Annotated in this window: 19 protein-coding genes; 5 read left to right on the top strand and 14 right to left on the bottom strand. The window is 60.5% G+C overall.

Annotation, left to right across the window (positions count from 1 at the left end; translation table 11 throughout):
- Positions 1 to 7: 7 nt before the first annotated feature.
- The 11 genes from VMX79_03870 to VMX79_03820 form a co-directional block, all read right to left on the bottom strand.
- Complete coding sequence (locus VMX79_03870) at positions 8 to 1,801, bottom strand: chloride channel protein (protein HUV86230.1); 1,794 nt, start codon at positions 1,799 to 1,801, stop codon at positions 8 to 10.
- 49 nt (positions 1,802 to 1,850) lie between these two features.
- Positions 1,851 to 3,143 carry an asparagine--tRNA ligase gene (asnS, locus tag VMX79_03865; protein HUV86229.1) on the bottom strand — a complete coding sequence of 431 codons (1,293 nt, stop codon included), beginning with the start codon at positions 3,141 to 3,143 and terminating at the stop codon, positions 1,851 to 1,853.
- Entirely contained in the window at positions 3,140 to 3,976 is an 837-nt protein-coding gene (lgt, locus tag VMX79_03860) for a prolipoprotein diacylglyceryl transferase (GenBank protein ID HUV86228.1), read from the bottom strand. The genes asnS and lgt overlap by 4 nt, the downstream gene beginning before the upstream one ends.
- A gap of 34 nt (positions 3,977 to 4,010) precedes the next feature.
- Complete coding sequence (locus tag VMX79_03855; protein ID HUV86227.1) at positions 4,011 to 4,955, bottom strand: zinc ribbon domain-containing protein; 945 nt, start codon at positions 4,953 to 4,955, stop codon at positions 4,011 to 4,013.
- A gap of 156 nt (positions 4,956 to 5,111) precedes the next feature.
- On the bottom strand, positions 5,112 to 5,882 hold the full coding sequence (locus VMX79_03850; GenBank protein HUV86226.1) for a L,D-transpeptidase: 771 nt from the start codon (positions 5,880 to 5,882) through the stop codon (positions 5,112 to 5,114).
- Between the two features lie 21 nt (positions 5,883 to 5,903).
- On the bottom strand, positions 5,904 to 6,554 hold the full coding sequence (locus VMX79_03845) for a nitroreductase family protein (protein ID HUV86225.1): 651 nt from the start codon (positions 6,552 to 6,554) through the stop codon (positions 5,904 to 5,906).
- Positions 6,555 to 6,596: 42 nt separating this feature from the next.
- Positions 6,597 to 7,280: an endonuclease V gene (locus tag VMX79_03840; GenBank protein HUV86224.1), complete on the bottom strand. Its 684-nt coding sequence runs from the start codon at positions 7,278 to 7,280 to the stop codon at positions 6,597 to 6,599.
- Position 7,281: 1 nt separating this feature from the next.
- Positions 7,282 to 7,653, bottom strand: a complete 372-nt coding sequence (locus VMX79_03835) for an EamA family transporter (protein HUV86223.1) — start codon at positions 7,651 to 7,653, stop codon at positions 7,282 to 7,284.
- 31 nt (positions 7,654 to 7,684) lie between these two features.
- A complete protein-coding gene (locus VMX79_03830) occupies positions 7,685 to 8,752 on the bottom strand; it encodes a DUF362 domain-containing protein (GenBank protein ID HUV86222.1) in 1,068 nt (355 codons plus the stop codon).
- Between the two features lie 274 nt (positions 8,753 to 9,026).
- Positions 9,027 to 9,428, bottom strand: coding sequence for a cytidine deaminase (gene cdd, locus VMX79_03825; GenBank protein ID HUV86221.1), 402 nt, complete (start codon positions 9,426 to 9,428; stop codon positions 9,027 to 9,029).
- Between the two features lie 70 nt (positions 9,429 to 9,498).
- Complete coding sequence (locus VMX79_03820) at positions 9,499 to 9,942, bottom strand: hypothetical protein (protein HUV86220.1); 444 nt, start codon at positions 9,940 to 9,942, stop codon at positions 9,499 to 9,501.
- A gap of 215 nt (positions 9,943 to 10,157) precedes the next feature.
- Here VMX79_03820 and VMX79_03815 point away from each other — a divergent pair, with 215 nt between their 5' ends.
- A complete protein-coding gene (locus VMX79_03815; protein HUV86219.1) occupies positions 10,158 to 10,991 on the top strand; it encodes a DMT family transporter in 834 nt (277 codons plus the stop codon).
- A gap of 35 nt (positions 10,992 to 11,026) precedes the next feature.
- On the opposite strand, the gene VMX79_03810 is transcribed toward VMX79_03815, so the two are convergent.
- The gene (locus tag VMX79_03810; protein HUV86218.1) at positions 11,027 to 11,953 is read right to left on the bottom strand and encodes a DUF4388 domain-containing protein; all 927 of its coding nucleotides are present in this window, start codon (positions 11,951 to 11,953) and stop codon (positions 11,027 to 11,029) included.
- 98 nt (positions 11,954 to 12,051) lie between these two features.
- On the opposite strand from VMX79_03810, the gene VMX79_03805 reads away from it, so the two are divergent.
- The gene (locus tag VMX79_03805; GenBank protein HUV86217.1) at positions 12,052 to 12,591 is read left to right on the top strand and encodes a hypothetical protein; all 540 of its coding nucleotides are present in this window, start codon (positions 12,052 to 12,054) and stop codon (positions 12,589 to 12,591) included.
- On the opposite strand, the gene VMX79_03800 is transcribed toward VMX79_03805, so the two are convergent.
- Together VMX79_03800 and VMX79_03795 are read right to left on the bottom strand one after the other, a co-directional pair.
- Positions 12,588 to 13,271, bottom strand: coding sequence for a YggS family pyridoxal phosphate-dependent enzyme (locus VMX79_03800; GenBank protein ID HUV86216.1), 684 nt, complete (start codon positions 13,269 to 13,271; stop codon positions 12,588 to 12,590). The genes VMX79_03805 and VMX79_03800 overlap by 4 nt on opposite strands.
- 4 nt (positions 13,272 to 13,275) lie before the next feature.
- Entirely contained in the window at positions 13,276 to 13,695 is a 420-nt protein-coding gene (locus VMX79_03795) for a hypothetical protein (GenBank protein HUV86215.1), read from the bottom strand.
- Between the two features lie 200 nt (positions 13,696 to 13,895).
- Between VMX79_03795 and mtnA the strand changes: the two genes are divergently transcribed.
- The 3 genes from mtnA to VMX79_03780 are packed head-to-tail and all read left to right on the top strand — an operon-like array spanning position 13,896 to position 18,046.
- Positions 13,896 to 14,942, top strand: a complete 1,047-nt coding sequence (gene mtnA, locus VMX79_03790; protein ID HUV86214.1) for an S-methyl-5-thioribose-1-phosphate isomerase — start codon at positions 13,896 to 13,898, stop codon at positions 14,940 to 14,942.
- On the top strand, positions 14,926 to 16,116 hold the full coding sequence (locus VMX79_03785) for a phosphopentomutase (GenBank protein ID HUV86213.1): 1,191 nt from the start codon (positions 14,926 to 14,928) through the stop codon (positions 16,114 to 16,116). Before mtnA ends, VMX79_03785 begins: the two co-directional genes overlap by 17 nt.
- The gene (locus VMX79_03780) at positions 16,100 to 18,046 is read left to right on the top strand and encodes a hypothetical protein (GenBank protein ID HUV86212.1); all 1,947 of its coding nucleotides are present in this window, start codon (positions 16,100 to 16,102) and stop codon (positions 18,044 to 18,046) included. The genes VMX79_03785 and VMX79_03780 overlap by 17 nt, the downstream gene beginning before the upstream one ends.
- Positions 18,047 to 18,052: the final 6 nt, after the last annotated feature.

Below are 18,052 nucleotides of genomic sequence, written 5' to 3'. Positions count from 1 at the left end.
CCCGGGGCTAGCGGCTTTCCGCCCACACCCCCACCGTTTTACTGGTATAGGCCGCGTAGGCGTCCTTGCGGAAGAGCAGGCCGACGATGCGGCGCGGGTCGTCCGTACTCACCACGGGAAGGCTCTCGACGTCGAGGCGCTCGAACGTATCCCAAACCGTATACAGCGTTTCGTTCTCGGATACGGTGATGACGTCTCTCTTACATAACTCTTCCGCCACGACGATGTTGGAAAAGGAACGTTCGTTGACCCAGCGGCGGAGATTCTGCATCGAGATTACGCCTACGAGGTCTCCCCGGGCGTCGACGACGGGGAAAGAGTTCTGGCGCGCTTCCTGGACGAATTCCATAATGTCCTTGAACAGCATACCGGCGTATATGGTCTCGTAGTCCAGCCGCATCACGTCTCGGGCTTCGATGGCCTTCAATATGTCGACGTCTTGGCCGCCGCGTAGGTTAACGCCGGCGCGGTGCAACTTCGTCGTGTAGATGGAGAGGTGGTTCAGCCGGCGCGCCACCACGAGCGCGATTACGCAAGCCGTCATCAACGGCAGTATGATGGAATAATTATCGGTCATCTCGAAGAGGATGACGACCGCGGCCAACGGCGCGTACGTCGTGCTGGCGACCATGGCGCCCATAGCGACGAGGGCGTACGCCCCGGGCTGCGCCGTGAGCCCCGGGAATACCTGGTGGGCCAAAACACCGAACGCGCTCCCCAACATCGCGCCCATAAACAGCGCCGGCGCGAATATCCCGCCCGAGCCGCCCGAGCCCAGCGTCGTCGTGGTCGCGAACAACTTGGCCACGAGAAATATCAACACGAGTTGCAGGGGGTAGATGTTGCTTACCGCGGCGTCGACGGGACCGTACCCCGTCCCCAATATCTGCGGCAGAAAGATTCCCAAAGTCCCCACCGCCACGCCGCCGAGCATCGGCCGAGCCGGCGCCGGTATCACCCTTAAAACCTTTCCGAAAAAATCCTCCTCGCCGTAAAGCAGTTTGGTGAATACTACCCCGAGTATTCCGGCTGCGACGCCCAGGAGCGCGTATAGCGGGAACTCCCCCCAGTGCCTGAGCTGGAAGTGCAGCACCGTTAGCGACGGGTGGTTGCCGAAATACCAGCGGCCGACCGCGGCCCCCACCACCGACGATATGACCACGGGCGCGAAATTGGCGAACCCGAAATCGCCCAGTATGACCTCGAGCGAGAAGAGAGCGCCGGCGACGGGGGCATTGAAGGTAGCCGCTATGCCCGCCGCGGCGCCGCAGCCGACCAGCGTTCTCGTACGCTGCGCCGACAGGTGTAATACCTGGCTCAGCGCACTGCCTATGCTCGAGCCCATCTGGACGATGGGGCCCTCCCGACCCGCCGAGCCGCCGGAGCCCATACATATGGCCGCGGCCAGCGCCTTGACGGGTAAAACGCGGTGCCGTATTATCCCTCCGCGCACCGCCACCGCGCCCATCACGTCCGGTATGCCCGAGCCCTTGGCCTCCGGCGCGAGGTAGTATACCAGTAAGCCGACGACCAATCCGCCGGCGCCGGTAATTACGGGTAATGCGGCGCGGCCGTACGGCAGCGTCGCCTCGGCCCAAACCCAAGCGCGTTCCAAAAATATAAAATTGAAAAAGCGAATCAGCTCGCGGAAGCCGATCGCGGCGAGGCCGGTGGCGAAGCCGATTACGACGGCCAGCACGACGGGGCCTACGTGCCGGTTGTACGCTAATCCGGAAAAGACCCGCGCCGTCCGTTTGAACGGATTGACGCGGTTACGGCTGATAGTCGCCGGGTCTTCCAAGCGAAACGCCGAAGTCGGCGCGTTGGCCTTTCGGCGTGCGTACCCTTCGTCAGGGATAAAAACGGTTTAACATCCGCGGAAAAGGTATCGCCTCTCGGATGTGCTTTAAGCCGCAGATCCACATTACGGTGCGTCCCAAACCCAGGCCGAAACCCGCCGTGGGAACCGCGCCGTAGCGCCTGAGGTCGAGGTACCACTCGAGAGGTTCCAGCGGAAGGCCGTGGGCCGCGACGTTTTCGAGGAGTTTACCCAAATCGTCCTCGCGGCACGACCCTCCTATGATCTCGCCGTAGCCCTCCGGCGCGAAGACGTCGATGGAATATGTCAACCGCGCGTCGTCTTCGCACCTCTTCATATAAAACGCCTTGGCCTCCAGCGGGAACTTCTCGACGATAAAGGGCGTGTCGTACTCCCGGGCGAGGGCCGTTTGTTCGTCGCCGCCCAGGTCCCCCCCCCACGGTAAGTCGTAACCTTTACTCGCGAGGAGGCCGCGAGCTTCGTAGTACGTGACGCGCGGGAACGGCGGCTTGACGCGCTCGAGCGCGGCGACGTCGCGCTTCAAGACGTCCAGCTCCGCTCGGCGCCGGCCCAAAACGGCGGTAACGACGGCGGTTACCAGGTTCTCGGCCAGCGATATGTTCCCCTCGTGGTCGAGGAAAGCGACCTCCGGCTCGAACATCCAGAACTCCATCACGTGGCGTCTGGTCTTCGATTTCTCGGCGCGAAAGGTCGGGCCGGCGCAGTAAACCTTGCCCAAGGCCGCGGCCGCGGCCTCCATATAGAGCTGGCCGCTCTGGCTCAGGAACGCCGTTTGGCCGAAGTAGTCCGTTTGGAACAGCGTCGTCGTGCCCTCGGGCGAGGTGGGCGTCAGTATGGGGGCGTCCACGCGAACGAAACCGCGTTCGTCGAAGAAGTCGGATATGGCGCGCTCGGCGGTAGCCCTCACTTTGAGGACCGCCTCCTGGCGCGGCGACCGCAGCCACAGGTGCCGCCGGTCCAACAGGAAGTCTACGCCGTGCTCTTTCTTCTGGATGGGATATTCCCGCGCCGGCGATATTACCCGGAGGTCTCTGACGAGGAGCTCGACGCCGCCCGGCGCCCGGGCGTCTTCCCGGACTACGCCGACGACCCGCACCGACGACTCCATCGTCAACCCGTCGCACCGGGCGAAGACGTCGTCGGCGACGTCGTCCTTGGCGCATACCGCCTGTACGCGAGCCGTGCCGTCGCGAAGCTGGATGAAATGTATTTTCCCGCTGCTGCGGAAATTAAAAACCCAACCGGCGACTTCGACCTCTTCGCCGACGTGCCGGCCGAGTTCGTCGAACCAAATACGCGTCATTTCGATTTCTTGGCCGCGGCGCCGTGTATTACCCCTCGGGCGCGCAGGTTAAACCAGGCGACGAGCGCACACCCGAATAGCGTTACGCTCATAATTTGCGCTATCGTCAGCCCCAACGCGAACGGTTGGTTGTCCCCCCGGAGGAACTCCATCGCGAACCGATAGACGGCGTATAAAATCAAGTAACCCCAGAATATCTGGCCGTCGAAGCGGCGCCGCCGCCAGGCGAGAAACAATACGACGAAGATGACGAGGTTAACCGCGACGGCGTAAAGCTGCACCGGGTGGAGGCGGATGACGGCGTCGGGCTGTCCCGAGAAGAAAGCCGCGAACGAGAGCTCGCCGATGTACCGGCCCGCGCCGGACCCCGGCGGGAACTCGACGCCCCACGGCAACGAGGTGGCCTCGCCGTAGCAACAACCGTTAAGGAAACAGCCTACGCGCGTTATGGCGTAGCCGAGCGCTATCTGGGGTGCTATCAAGTCGCCGCCCAACCAAACCGGGATGCCCCGGCGCTTCATAAAAACGATAGCGGTTAAAACCGCGGCGAAGAGGCCGCCGTAGAATATCAGGCCGCCGTGCCATATCTGCACGATCGCGATCGGTTTTTGGATATACTCCCGCAAATTGAAGAGGATGTAGAAAACGCGGCCGCCCACTATAGCGGCGATAACGACCCAGAAACCCATGTCGACGAAGTCGTTGAATTTCAATCCTACTTTACGGGCGTGCCGGGCCGTTATGAATATACCCAAAACGAACGCTATGGCGATCGCCACGCCGTACGACTTGATCGCCATCGTATCCGAGATTCTCCAAATAACGGGGTGCAACGTTACCTCCGCTCGAGCCGGGGACCCGAACGCGTTACTCGGGCCGCACGCTTAAATCGTCGAAGTATGCGGTGGCGCCGCGAACCTCGAAGCCCATCGGGCCCTCGAGTAGGCCTATGTCCGTGGCCTCGCCCACCACCGTACCGTTTAATTCCATCGTAAGCTCGTTGCCGGAAACGGCCGCTTTTACGGTATACGGCATCCCCACGCGCAAGGCGGCGACGCGGGCGCTGGCGAGAACCAGCGGCTTCGTTTTCCCGGCGATCTTATTAATCCGCGCGAGCTTTTTCTTGGGTAAAACCGCGAACGCGTACCGGTCCCCGCCCTTCGGGTTCACGCGCATGACTAGGCCGGCCCAGCCTTCGTCGTTTTCGACGTTTTGGACGAAGACGGTACAAGAGGCCGAGTAATTGGTGCCGGGGTCGTAGTTTAGGCCCACCAGCGCGTTCCGGACCTTCAGCATCTCTTTTTCGGGTTTTACGACCGCCCCCTCGCCCTTTTGCCATACCGTGAAATCGTCCTCCGTAACGGCCGCGAAATCGTGCGTGACGCCTTCGCCGTCCAAGGCCAGGCCCCATTCCTCCAGCATGCCGGTGAAGTGGAGGCCCAGGACACACGCTACCGCCAACAAGAAGATTACGCCGACGAAGACCGCGGCGATACAACAACCCTTCTTGCTTTTTTTCTTCGGCTCTCCCGGCGCCGTTTTTTCCGTTTCGTCGTCAGGGCGTTCTAAAACACCCTTATCTGACGCGGATTCCGCGGGGGGCGGCGTTTTAACGTCCGGGGGTTCGTCCCTCGGCGGCGGTTCTTCTATCGGGGGTTCGTCTTTGGGGCCCGGTTCCGCCGGCGTTGCGGCCTCCGAAGGCGCGGGCGGCTCGCTCTCCGCCGCTTCCTCCCGTTTCGCGCCGCAATTTATACAAAACGTCGCGTCGGACTCGTACGGCGTCCCACAATTAGGACATTTTTCTTCCGGCATTTTCGACCTCCGCGTAAACGGTCGCTACTATGGTTCCAAAGCCTTAATTTTTCGCATCGCGTCGCAAAAACCCTTACCGAAGCCTACGTCACCGTTTGAAACGCCAAAAAAATTTAACCGGGATGGGTGGAGCCAAGAAACCCTCCCCCGGCGCGTTTATTCCACTATAACAACCGGCGTTCCGGGCGAAACTACTTTCACCAATTCGCCGGCGTCGTCGTTGTACATTCGTACGCAGCCGTGCGAAGCGGCGGTACCGATGCTGGGCGGCTCGTTCGTGCCGTGAAGGCCGTAACCCTTCTTGTTTATCCCGATGAACCAATCGCCCAAGCCGTTTTCCGGCCCGGGCGGAATCGCCTTACCCTGCCAATACCAGGTCGGCTTTTCCAACGTCACGGTAATCTCGAAGCGGCCGGTGGGCGTCGGCGTCTCGGCCTTCCCTACCGCGCACGGCCAAACGTCGGCCAGCTCGCCGTCTTCGAAGAAATAAACGGCGTTTTCCGATTTATCGATATATATCCCGCTCGCGGGCGCCCGGTCGAACGACGACGCCGGCGCGTCCCAACCAACGACTATTTCGATTCTATCCAAACCCTTTTCGTACGAAACGGTGCCGAAACCCAGGTTTTGCCGTACGCCCTCCGCCTGCTTCATATAACGCTCGTCGCACCGGATAAGGGTCTCGCGAACGGAATAGTCCAATTCGCCGTCGCCGTCCCTATGGCCGTCGACGCCGTTCGGCAGCTCCACGCCGAGCTTGGCGGCTACGGCCTCGCACACCTCCCCCCTGCCCGCGCCGTTAAGGACCACTACGGCTGCTTCGGGCGCGGCCGCGGGCATCCCCCGGGCGTTTTCCGCCGAACCCCGGCAGCCCGCGAGCGCGGCCGCGACCACCGCCAACGGTAACGCTAACCGTACGTATTTCAAGGGGGCGAACATGGTCCCGTGTCACTCGCCGAAGAACGAAACGGTTTCCTCCCGAGGGCGCCTCTTCGGCGCTTGAGGCGCGTCTTTGCCCCCTAGCCGTTGCCCGAGCGCCACTATCGCTAAAAGGTCCCAATTTCCCTCCGGCTTAACGAGCTTTTCGATGTCCTCTTTCGCGATAAGGGGCCCCGTCATCCAGCAGGCCGCGTACCCGAACGCGTGCGCCGCCAACAACATATTCTCCACCGCCGCGGCGACGCTCTGCACGGACGCGTTTTCACGCGTACTCACTGATATTTCGGGCGCGTACCTGCTCAACAAACGCTCAAGTAGCGCGCGGTAAGGCTCGACGAAACAGCATATTACGGCCGACGAATTATCAAAAAACGTTATGTATTGAATATATCCGTCGAAGCTGCGTTGTGCGCTGGCCGACGATATCCTGTCTTTAATCAATTCGACCTTCGCAACCGCGGCATCTTTCATCTTGTTTATTAATTTTCTATCCGTAACGACCGCAAAATGCCAAGGTTGCTGGTTCGACCCGGAAGGCGCGAAGAGACCGCATTCGACGATTGCGTCCAGATGCTCGCGGGGTATAGGTTCGGGGGACATCGCCCGGCTCGAGCGACGTCCTTTAGCCAGTTCTACGAAATCTTCCGGCTTAATGCTCATCTAATAGGGTTTGTTTAATAATAAGGGTTAAACGCCTGGGAATTAATCACTTTCGATGTCCATCCTTAGACGTTCTTTGGTGACTACCGTATGGGCTCGAGAAATCGGCTCCGGGATACGGAAGCGGGGGGTCAGCTCGAGCACCAGCTCCTCAGCCCAATCGAGACGGGTGCGGTGGCCTACAGATACGTATATCGGTTTAACGCCGGTACGGGTCCTGAGTACGGTGCCCAATCGTTCGCCGTCGTGCATTAGCGAACCGCGGCAACCCTTGGTTTTACCTAACCTTCTAGGTCCCTTGCCGATAAGGCGGGATTTCGCACAGCCGATGGTTGGCACGTCGAGGAGGACGCCGAGGTGAGACGCGATTCCGAAACGGCGCGGGTGGGCTATTCCCTGGCCGTCGACCAATAGGATATCGAATTTTTTACGAAGGGAGTGTAAAATGTCGTAACACAACGGCGCCTCCCGGAAGCTGAGCAGGCTGGGTACGTACGGGAACGGCGTCGGGCCCTGCCGGCAGACTACCTCCTCCGTCTCGAGCTCCGGGTAGGAGAGAATGACGACGGCGCATAAGTTCAACGAACGGCCGCGGTGGTAGGCGACATCCACCCCGGCCACGCGACGTACGCGTTTCGGCCGGCCGGCGTACTTGACCAACCCGGCCATTTCTCGCTGGAGGACCAGGGCCTTTTTAAGGTCTTTAGGGAAATAGGGTTTAACCATATTATTGCGTACCCGGCGGTTTCGTTACCGCTACCAGCACGACGCCGAAACATATTAAAAATAAACCGGCTACCCGGACCCACGTCACCCGCTCGTCGAAAAACCACCACGAGAAGAAAAAGACCAAGACGTAGCCGAGCGCCACCATAGGGTAAGCGAACGAAAGCTCGGTGCGGCTCAAGACGACGAGCCAAGATATCGACGAAAGGCCGTAACAGAACAGGCCCAGAAGGACCAGCGGTTTAAATAGCGTAACCAAAACCTCTCTATTCAAACCGGTTATAGGGCCCTCCGCCGAGACGCCCTGTTTCAGGAAAATCTGACCCGTAACGCCCAGCGCCACGGATAACAGAATGAGAGCTATGGTCTTCACGTTACCTCCGCCGGTTAGGCGTCCGACGACCTTACGCGCGTAAGCGCCGGCGGCGCCGGTGCTTGAAGTCGCGCAACGCGTAGTACAAACGGGCCGCGCGCGACGGTTTTAGATATACGGCGTCGTCCGCGCAAGTCTCGTAACAACACAAACACTCGATACATCTTGAAGGGTCGATCTCCGCCACGCCGCCCGTCATACGCACCGCCGCCACCGGGCAAGACTCCACACAACGATTACACCCCGTACATCTATCTATCCTTACCGCGGGCTTAATAACAAATTGGCGGCCCGCGAAACGCAACAAAGGCCGCGGCAAGTGCCTGAGCCACAGGCTGCCGGGCGTCGCGACATCATCGAAAACCAGGTCCGAGTATTCGGCATCCCGCAGGATTATATCCGGCGCCGAAGACGTCAAGCCCCGTTCGACGCTGAACTTGACCGTCGGCACGTCTTCCGGCGCGAACCCCAGGATTTGCGTCAATACTACGTCTACGGCCGCGGCGTTGTATCCGCCGACGATAAGGCCGAAACTCCGTGTCGCGCCCGACGCCGGGCCGTCACCTTCCAAGCCGACGACGCCGTCCACGAAAGCGAACCTCGGCGCCAGCGCCGGCAGTAAGTCTACCACCAGCTCCGCGAAATCGTCCGGATGCGGCGCGCGCCGGTGCAGCTCGGCTTTCGCCAGGCCGGGAATTACGCCCAGGCAATTCTTTACCGCCCCCGTCAAAATCGTTAGAAAATGGGTTTTGAGCTTCGCTACCCCTATTACCGTCGCCTCGTCGCAAAAGCGCGTAACCCTCACTTCCTCGACGAAGCGGCTCTTTACGGGCCGCGGGACCGACCCCTCGGCCTCGAACGATACGAGCCGCGCTCCCGCCGCGCGCGCCGCCTCGGCCGCGCCCGTGTTCTCCCAAACGCGCTTAATCCCCCTGACGGCGCCGGCCGGGCTATCGCCTATTATTACGTCCCGGCCCCGAGCCGCCAATAGTTCCGCCAAAACTCGGATAAGGGCCGGATGCGTCGTAACGGCACGGGACGGTTCCCGCGCGGCCATAAGGTTAGGCTTTACGAGTACCGGACGGCCGGGAGGGGCCACCTCATCCCAACCGCCCGCCGCGTCCACGATACCCTCTACGGCCCGGCGGAGTTCCCCATCTTCGTACGACGAAGCCCGCGCGATGAAAACGCTATCGTCGGCTTCGTAATTATATTCCCCGGACTTTTCGATTATTTCATTATAATAAACGGCCTACCTTATTTCAAGCGATTTAAATATAGTTAAGATGCGCGTGACCTACGGCCCTCTTCGGGGACGTTCTATAATAGGCACTTTTAGAACGGCGGCCGCGCCGGCGCGTTATATAACGTTCTTACCCGCCTCCGCCTCGCTCGAGCCTGAAAGGCCTCGTTAAAAGCTCGGCTACTTCCGCGACCTCATAACCCCCGGCGCCGTCGCCCCAAGCCACGGCGGCTTCGGGGCCCAACTCCGCGATTACCTGAAGGCACGCGCCGCACGGCGGGACGGGGGGCCTCGCGGCCACCGCCACGGCGAGTATTTCCGACGCGCCGCCCGCTACGGCCGCGGCCACCGCGACGCGCTCGGCGCAAAGGCTCAAGCCGTACGAGGCGTTCTCGACGTTCGCGCCCAGGTAGACCCGGCCGTCGTTCCCCAACGCCGCGGCGCCGACCTTGAAACGTGAATAAGGGGCGTACGCTCGTTCTCGGACCGCGCTCGCCGCCGCTAACAGCTTGTCGATATCTATCGCAACCATAGAACGACCTTCGTTAAAGAAAGGGCGCCGACCCGCGAATGCCGACGCCCAAGAGGAGGGGTTTAGATAATTACTCGGTGTAAGTCGCGGTCCAAGGGCCGTCACCGCCCTTGGAATATACGGTCAGCGTGAATTTACCGCCGCCCGTAAGTTCGATTATCTCGCTTTCGCTCAAGTCGAAGTCGCCCAAGTCGTCGCCGGCCATGCGGAGTACTTTGACGTGGAAGTACGTATCGTCGGGCCAATCGAATTCGACTTCGATCTCGTCGCTTTCCGCGAAGACGTCGAACTTATTGGAATCGTTCGCGCCGCGCAGGACCCCGGAATACGTCTTCGTGTCACCGGACGTAACCTTGGATACCTTGCCGGCTTCCGGCGTAGGCGCCGGCGCGGTTTTCTTCTCTTCGCCGCCCTTTAAAGAGCTACAAGCCACGATCGCGGCGCACAGGACCGCCGCTACCGCCAACGTTATCAACAACTTTACCTTCAAGAAGCGAACATCCTGTTTAATCATCTACGAATAATAGCTCCTTGTATCCGCCGAGAAAATACCAATAATGGCGATGGGTGTCAAGATGTTTTTACCCCGTTGTTTCCCCGACACCGAACCCGCGCCGTAGGCCGGCCGTTTCCGCGGTCGCCTCCTCCGTCACGGCCGGATTTTCGCGTTGACCCGCGGCCGGCGCGGTGGTATCCTTTCAACCAATTATGCCTGTCACGGCCATACTTTTGATAGTCGCTTCCGGGTTCGTTCTGGCTTTATGGAACTTTCTGGTTAAAAAGGCTTCGGACCCGTCGGTGTTTTTTTTCGGCGCGGTGGTGTCGGCGCTCGCTTTATATACCCCGCCCTTCGTAATATTCATCGCGCCCCGCCTCCCGGCACCGACTCTCGAGCCCTTCGTCGCGACGGCGCTCGCAGGTTTTATCGAAGGGGTTTATTTTATCCTGCTGACGTATACGTACCGCCGCGGCGACCTCTCGCTCGTTTATCCGGTGAGCCGCGGCTCGGCGCCGTTGTTCATCCTGGCGGGCGGGATAACCCTGCTCGCGGAGGACGTTACGATTACCGGTTACGTCGGCATCGGCCTTATCGTAGCGGGGATAAGCACCGTCGCCTGGCCCGGCCGCGGCGCGCGCGTTACGGCCGCCACGGTTCTACTTTCCCTCTTGACCGGCGCCGCCATCGCGGCCCATCACGTTTGCTACAAGTGGGCCATCGGGTTCATCCCGCCGTACGCCGCCATCTACGTGGCGTGGCTCGTCGCCGCGGCCACCCTCGGCGTATATTGTTTGGCTACCCGTTCTCCCTTCGCCGCGGCCCGGTACTTGTATCGCCACTTTTTCCTCGCCGCGGTCGTCGGCGTCGTCGCCATGGGCGGTTTCCTGTGCGCGCTCATCGCCCTCAACATGACGCTCGTATCGTACATGGGCGCCGCGCGCAACGTCGGCATGATATTCAGCGTGCTCTTCGGCGCGCGATTTTTGGGGGAAGGAGGCCGTTGGCGCCGTCTGGGGGGTGCGGTCGCCATAACCGCAGGGGTAGTCGCGATGGCGTTCGCTTAATCGGCCGGGCCCCCGGGGATAAGCCGGGTTCCCGGTTAAATAATCCCGGCCTTCGCGGCGTACGCTTCGACGGTGGCCTCCCGGGCGTAGAACAGCGCCAACGCCTCGTCGGGCTCCGTATTAACGGTAGCATCCGGGGCTACGACGGCGCCGAGGACGTCGCCGTTTTTTATTAAAATATTCGCGGCCTTCTCGCCGGCGATAATCGAGACCAAGCCGGTAATCCGCGCCTTGCGGGCCCACGACAGGTATTCTTCGATATTGACCGCGGCTGAAGGCATTCGCGTGATAGCTAAGTGCCCGGCGAAAGCTACCGCCATCGCCGAAGCCGCCCTCTCGCCTGCGCTGAACAGCTCGAGTTCCCCCCGTACCTGTTCGAAAACCTTTTCCAAAGCCGCCGCCGCTTCGTCGCCGCGTCGGTAACTATCGCAATCCCACATAAGGCCGCCTACCGCGGCGCCGTCGATGAATAAAAACAACCCCAACCTTTCCGCCGCCGGGCCGACGGCGCAACACCCCGTAAATTTCTCCTTTTCCAGCCCGCCGAAAAGTTCCGCCAAGCTTTTCGCCGATACGGGCCCCGCCGGCTCGCCCGCCGCTAAAATCGGGGGGGGCGGTACTTTCGCGGCCGCGGGTCCCTTCAAGGTCTCGGCCTTACCGACGCCCAGAGCTACCGCTACCTCCGGCGGGACGTTGACCGGGAAATCCTCTTCGTCCGGCATTACGTCCTCGATAAAGCGGTACTCCCCTTCCCGCCACGTAAGTACCGTTTGCACCGCGGCTTCTCCTTCGACCCCTTTACCGGAAGCGTGTTGAGCGAGGCCGCGTTTAAACGTTACGAAGACGGTCTCTCCGCCGGGGCCTTTGAAATGAATGACCCCGTACGCGCGTGCCTTATGGACGGCGGTGAATATTTCCGCCGGGCCCGTTTCCCTTAACTCGCCGTTTTTCTCTATATCCATCTAACTCACTTCAGCGTGCGACACCTTTACCGCGCGAATATAGCATAGCCATAGCGACCCGTCAAACACGGAGATAATGACGTTGCGGGCCGAGGGGAATGATGTTATCTTTACGCGTGGCGTTGAAGACGGCTAAACACGTCGAGTTGGAACTTTTCGTTACCCTCAGGGTCGTAGACCGCGTGGCCTTAACGGCGCGCCAAACCTTGACGGAACGGCTGGGGTACGGCGACATCCTGGCCGACCTAAACCGCCAAGATTATTACCGCATCGCCGTTACGGGAGGAGAGGCCGAGGCGCTGGCGTACCTTCGCGAAATCGCGGAGAGTACCACCCTATTCGCCAATCCCAACAAAGAGACGTTCACGGTACGTACCGTCGAAAGGCCGCTATCGCGAGACGACACCTACGTCGCGCTCGTGTACCCGCGCGAAGGCCTTTTCGACGAATCGTTGTGTCGCCATTTAGCGCTCGAGCTGGGGTACGACGGCGTCGTGGCCGCCGGCCGCGGCGTCGCCTGGACCATCGAATTATCGCGCGGCGCGGACCCGAAGTACGTCGAAGAAATCCTGGTAACCCGGGAACGTTCGCTCGGACTGCTCGCCAACCCTCACGCCGAGAAGTACGAAATAGTTTAGCGGGGCCCGAATAACGCCCTCCCTACCCTTACCATATTCGAGCCCTCCTCGACCGCGAGCTCGAAGTCGTCCGTCATCCCCATAGACAACCATCGGAAGGCGCCGCCGAAAGCCGGCGCGATTTCTTCGAACAGGTCGCGCAGCGTACGGAACGCGCTCGCCGCGGCGGCCGTGCCCGCGCCGAGCGGGCCGACCGTCATTAAACCCTCCAGGCGGAGGTTGGCGCACCCGGCGACGTATCCCGCAAAATCGGCGACCGCTTGGGGCGCCACGCCGAATTTAGTCTCCTCCCCGCTCGTGTTTACCTCCAACAAGACGGGTAAAACTTTCCCGGCGGCCGCGGCCCGCTTTTGGAGCTCGTCCGCCAGCCGGGGGCTGTCCAGCGATTGGACCATCCCGAAAAGCCGTACCGCTTTCGCCGCTTTATTCCGCTGCAAGTGACCCACCATATGCCATTCGGATTCGACGCCGGCGAGCTCGCGGATCTTGACTTCGGCCTCCTGTACCCGGTTTTCCCCTATTACTCCAACGCCGGCTTCGATTACGGCGCGGACTTGGGCCGCACTGCGCGTCTTGGCGGCCGCCACGAGCGTTACGTCCCCCGCGTTTCGCCCGGCCCGTTCGGCGGCGGCGGCTATGCGGTCCTGCACCGCCCTTACGTTATCGGCTATCGTCGCCATCTTCTTACGTAGGCCCCGGGCTCTCTTGGGCTACTTTTTCGGGCCGGAATACCTCGGCGCCGGCCAAAATTCCCAGCGCGTACAAGTTTTCCAGTTCGCGTTGGTCGCAGTATAACGTGCCGCGGGCGCGGCCGCCGCGTTCAAGCCGTACCTCGCCGCGTCCGCCCCCCAGGCGGCGCCGGACGATGACTTTATGGCCTTCTTCGATGATCGTCAAATCCGGTTCGTCGCGGGCCCGGATACGGAAAGCCGCTACCAAACCGTCCAAAAATTTGGCTATCTTGCGGCGTGCCGCGCCGCGCCACCACGGCGCGGCGAACCGTACGACGGCTACTACCGTCCCCAGCGGCGGCCTCTCCTTCAGCTCGGGCTTCAATACCGCTTGCCGCCCGGCTCCCGCGTCCAACGTCTTCTCTTCCGCCATTTCCGTAAACCCGACCGGGAACGCATACCCCCGGCGGCCTAATATCCGAACGAAGCTCGGTAAAACCTTACCGTGAACGCCGCGTATCGCCACAATTTACCATAAATCGTTTGCCGGGTGCAATAGGGTAACGGCCTTAGCGCTTGACTTAAGCCCGCGTTTTAAATAAAATCGCTTCTAAGCGTGGAGGACTTCGGAATATGCGGCTGCCGACGTTGACGTGGACCGGCGACGCGCTCGAGCTTATCGACCAAACGCTCTTACCCACCGAGCTGGCCGTGAGGCGTTGCGAGTCGGCCGAAGAGGTACGCGACGCCATTCGCAGGCTGGTCGTGCGAGGCGCGCCCGCGATAGGCGTCGCCGCGGCCTACGGCGTATTGCTCGCCGCGCGCTCCGGGAGGAACGGGTCGCCCGCAAAACTAAGGGGGCGCGTCGCGTGGGCGGCGGAGTTATTGGTCGCCGCGCGGCCTACGGCCGTCAACTTAGCGTGGGCCGTCAACCGGATGGCGGCCGCGGCCGAAGAGGACGCGGCCTCAGCCGAGGACCTTTACGGAAGGTTGGCGCGAGAGGCGAACGCTATAGAGCGGGAAGACCGGGAAGCCAACCGCCGCATAGGCGAGTACGGCGCGGCTCTCCTGGAAGACGGCGCGACCGTTTTAACTCACTGCAACGCGGGCGCGCTGGCGACGGTCGACTACGGCACGGCCTTGGGGGCCGTATACGCCGCGACCGAAGAAGGGAAAACCATTTCCGTATACGTCGACGAGACGCGGCCCTTACTGCAAGGTGCCCGCTTGACGGCCTGGGAATTGGCACAGGCCGGCATCTCGGCCACCCTTATCTGCGACGACATGGCCGCCGCGGTGATGTCGCGGGGGAAGGTCGACTGCGTCATCGTCGGCGCCGACCGCGTCGCCGCCAACGGCGACGCGGCGAATAAGATCGGGACGCTCAACCTAGCGCTTCTGGCGCGACGCTTCCTGGTCCCCTTCTACGTGGCGGCGCCCTTTTCGACGGTGGACTTCGCGATGCGTTCGGGGAACGATATCCCGCTCGAGGAGCGCGACGCGGAGGAAGTAACGTCTTTCGCCGGCGCGCGTTCCGCTCCCGTAGGGGTGAACGTTTTCAACCCGGCATTCGACGTCACGCCGGCGTATTTAATCGACGCCGTTATAACCGAGGAGGGCGTGGCCAGAGCCCCGTTGGAAGCCGCGCTCGCGGCGCTTCGAGGTGACTACGGCAGATAGACGCTTCGACCGCATCGTCGTCGTCATACTCGACGGCGTCGGGATAGGCGAATTACCCGACGCGGCCGACTTCGGCGACGGGGGCTCCGATAGTCTGGGCAACGTCGTTAAGGTTCGCGGGCGGCTACGATTTCCCCACCTCGCCGCCCGGGGCCTTAGCCGCTTGACGCGCCTCCCCGGGTTCGAAGAGGCCGCAGTGACGGGCGGCTACGGCAAGCTTAAAATGACCGCGGCCGGGAAAGACTCCATCGGCGGCCATTGGGAAATCGCCGGCGTCGTTTTAAAAGACGGCTTTCCCCTTTTCCCGGAAGGGTTCCCGCCGGAAGCGGTAGAGCTGTTGAGAGTCGCCACCGGCCGTGAATTCATAGGCAACCGGGCCGCGTCGGGCACGAAGGTAATCGACGAATTGGGCGAAGAACACCTTAGAACCGGCGCGTTGATAATTTACACGTCGGCCGACAGCGTTTGCCAAATAGCCGCCCACGTCGACGTCGTACCGCTCGAGGAACTATACGCTATCGGCCGGAAAGCGCGGGACGTCATGGCCGGGCCGTACGCCGTGGGCAGGGTCATCGTCAGGCCGTTTGGGGGCGAAGCCGGCTCGCTCTACCGATTGAACGACGCTCGCCGCGACTACTCGCTGCCTCCGCCCGCGCCCACGCTGCTCGACGAGCTTAATGACGGGGGGTTCGACGTAAGGGGGGTCGGCAAAGTAGACGACATGTTCGCGGGCCGCGGCTTCACCCACTGTCGCCACACTAAGGACAACGCCGACGGCGTTAACAACGTGAAGGCCGAGCTGCGGGGTAACTTCGAAGGGTTGCTGTTTGTGAACCTTAACGATACCGATACCGTATACGGCCACCGCAACGACGTCGAGGGTTACGCCCGAGCTTTAGAGGATTTCGACGCCGCGCTGCCGACTATCGAGAGTGAGATGGTTTCGAACGATCTACTACTAATCCTATCGGACCACGGCAACGACCCGACGACGCCCGGCACGGACCACAGCCGCGAATATACGCCCCTACTCGCGTGGCAGCGCCGCCTCAAACGCGCCGTTCCGCTGGGTACGAGGGCTACCCTCGCGGACGCGGGTCAGACCGTCGCGGAGAACTTCGCCGTCGGGCCTTTGACGGCTGGAACGTCATTCTTAGATGAAATCAGCGATTAAGTACCTATTGATATTTACGGTGTTTACGCTCTTCGCGCCGGCGCGGGCCGACGAGGGTGGCGAGGAGGCCGAGTCGGCCAAAACCTTCGACTTGGATTTTTACTCCCGCAGCGACTCAAAAAACGCGGGGGCGAGCGTTTCGTATACCGTACCGCTGACCGGAAACCTCGACTTCTCGACGTCGACGTCGCTCAAAAACGGCTATAACCCCGAGGACAACAGGTCCTCGCGCGGAAGGAACACGAGCCTTACTATCGACTACGACCCGCCGTCGCCGTGGCGCTTGAACGTCTCGTACGGCAACTCGTATGACCTGGTACACCGTCCCCCCGGCGAGGAGTACGACGAATTTAAAACGGAGAGTTCCTCCAACGGCGTGAACTCTTCGCTGGATTATCAATTCTCGGACGACTTGAAAACCGATCTACGGTTGGGGGTCCAGGACTCTTCCCAAGAAATATTAATAGCGCGCGGCGAAGAGGTGCCGCCGCCGACGACAAGCCGAACCCACAATTTCGGCGGCGGGGTGGACTATAACCTGACCGCGGCTACGACTTTGAGTCTGGATTATACCGGCGATATTAGCTCTTCTAAAATCGAGGTAGCTAAGACGCGAACGTACCCTCCACGCAAGCCGAAACCGGCGGTATCGCGCAAAATCGGGAATACCATATCCGGCCAAATCGGCATGAATAAAGATTTAAGCGAAAAACTTAACCTCAACCTGTCTTTCGGCGTTACGGACGGCGTAGCGCGGGACAAATTGGAACCGGCGCTGGATAGCGATGCGTTAAACGGTAACGCCTCCGGCGACGTAACGTACAACGTAAGCTCGTTGCTGTCGCTCACCAACTCGGTATCTTTTACCGGCGGGCGGGATTTCTACGAGAACAAGGACCGTTACCGCAAATTACTCAACGAAGTGCGCTACGACGTTGAGAGAGCGGGGTTCGAAAATACCGCCAATATCCGCGTCACGCCCGGCGAGCATTCGGAAGTCAACGTCGCCGTCAATTATAAAGAGTCCGAGAACTTCTTGAGGGATGCCGACGGCAAACTCCCCCCTCGCGACGAACCGAGCTCGGCCAGCTCGTGCGAAATATCGAAGAGTTATAAAATCACTTCGGACTTCGACCTCGCCCTCGGCGAAGACGTTACCTTTCACCTCGCGCATTACCTCACCGAGAGCCGGCCGCATAAACTCGTTTTCCCGGAACAGGACCAGACGACGAAGTTCAACAACCTGGACGGCAACGTCGGCTTCGACTGGACCGAGGACCTGCATGTAGACGTAAATACGGCGATGAACGTCGTCATATATCGATACAAAGACCCGGATTCCGCCATAGATAACAACCACGACGACTTAAAAATTTTACTCGGTACGTCTTTCATATACGACGTAACGAGCGATACTACCGTAGAGATAAAAACCGATATAAGCAAAAACAGTACGGCGTTCGTCGACCCGTTAACCACAAGAACCGACAGTGCGCAGATCAACCGCCACTTGTACACGAATATACGGCGCGATTTCGGCGAACTTTTTAAACCGAACGTAGGGGTAAATATTACGTACGGCCGCGATTACTTCCCCGCAAGCCCGCGTACCAATAAGCGCCGGTGGAATATAGGGGTTAACCCGGGTACCGAGATAAATACCTCCGACAAGTTAAAATTAAACCTCTCGTTCTCTTACTCGAGGGAAAAAATCGAAGGCGTCTTCGAACCCGACCCGGAGGATTGGCAAATAATTTACGGCTACGCCGGCGGCGCCGGCGTCACGTACGTGGTTTCGGAGAACTTAACGTTAACGGCGAGCTCGAGCTCGAGTCATTCGTACCATATAAAAAACAGCATTCGCCGTTATAAAGAAGTACCGGCCGAAACTTTTTTCGACCTCGACGCCGGCCTGAATTTTTCTTTTTAACGTCAT

The organism is bacterium (genome assembly GCA_035529855.1).
GTDB lineage: Bacteria > RBG-13-66-14 > B26-G2 > WVWN01 > WVWN01 > WVWN01.
Note: the sequence above shows the minus strand (reverse complement) of the source record. Positions and strands in the feature narration are given on the sequence as shown.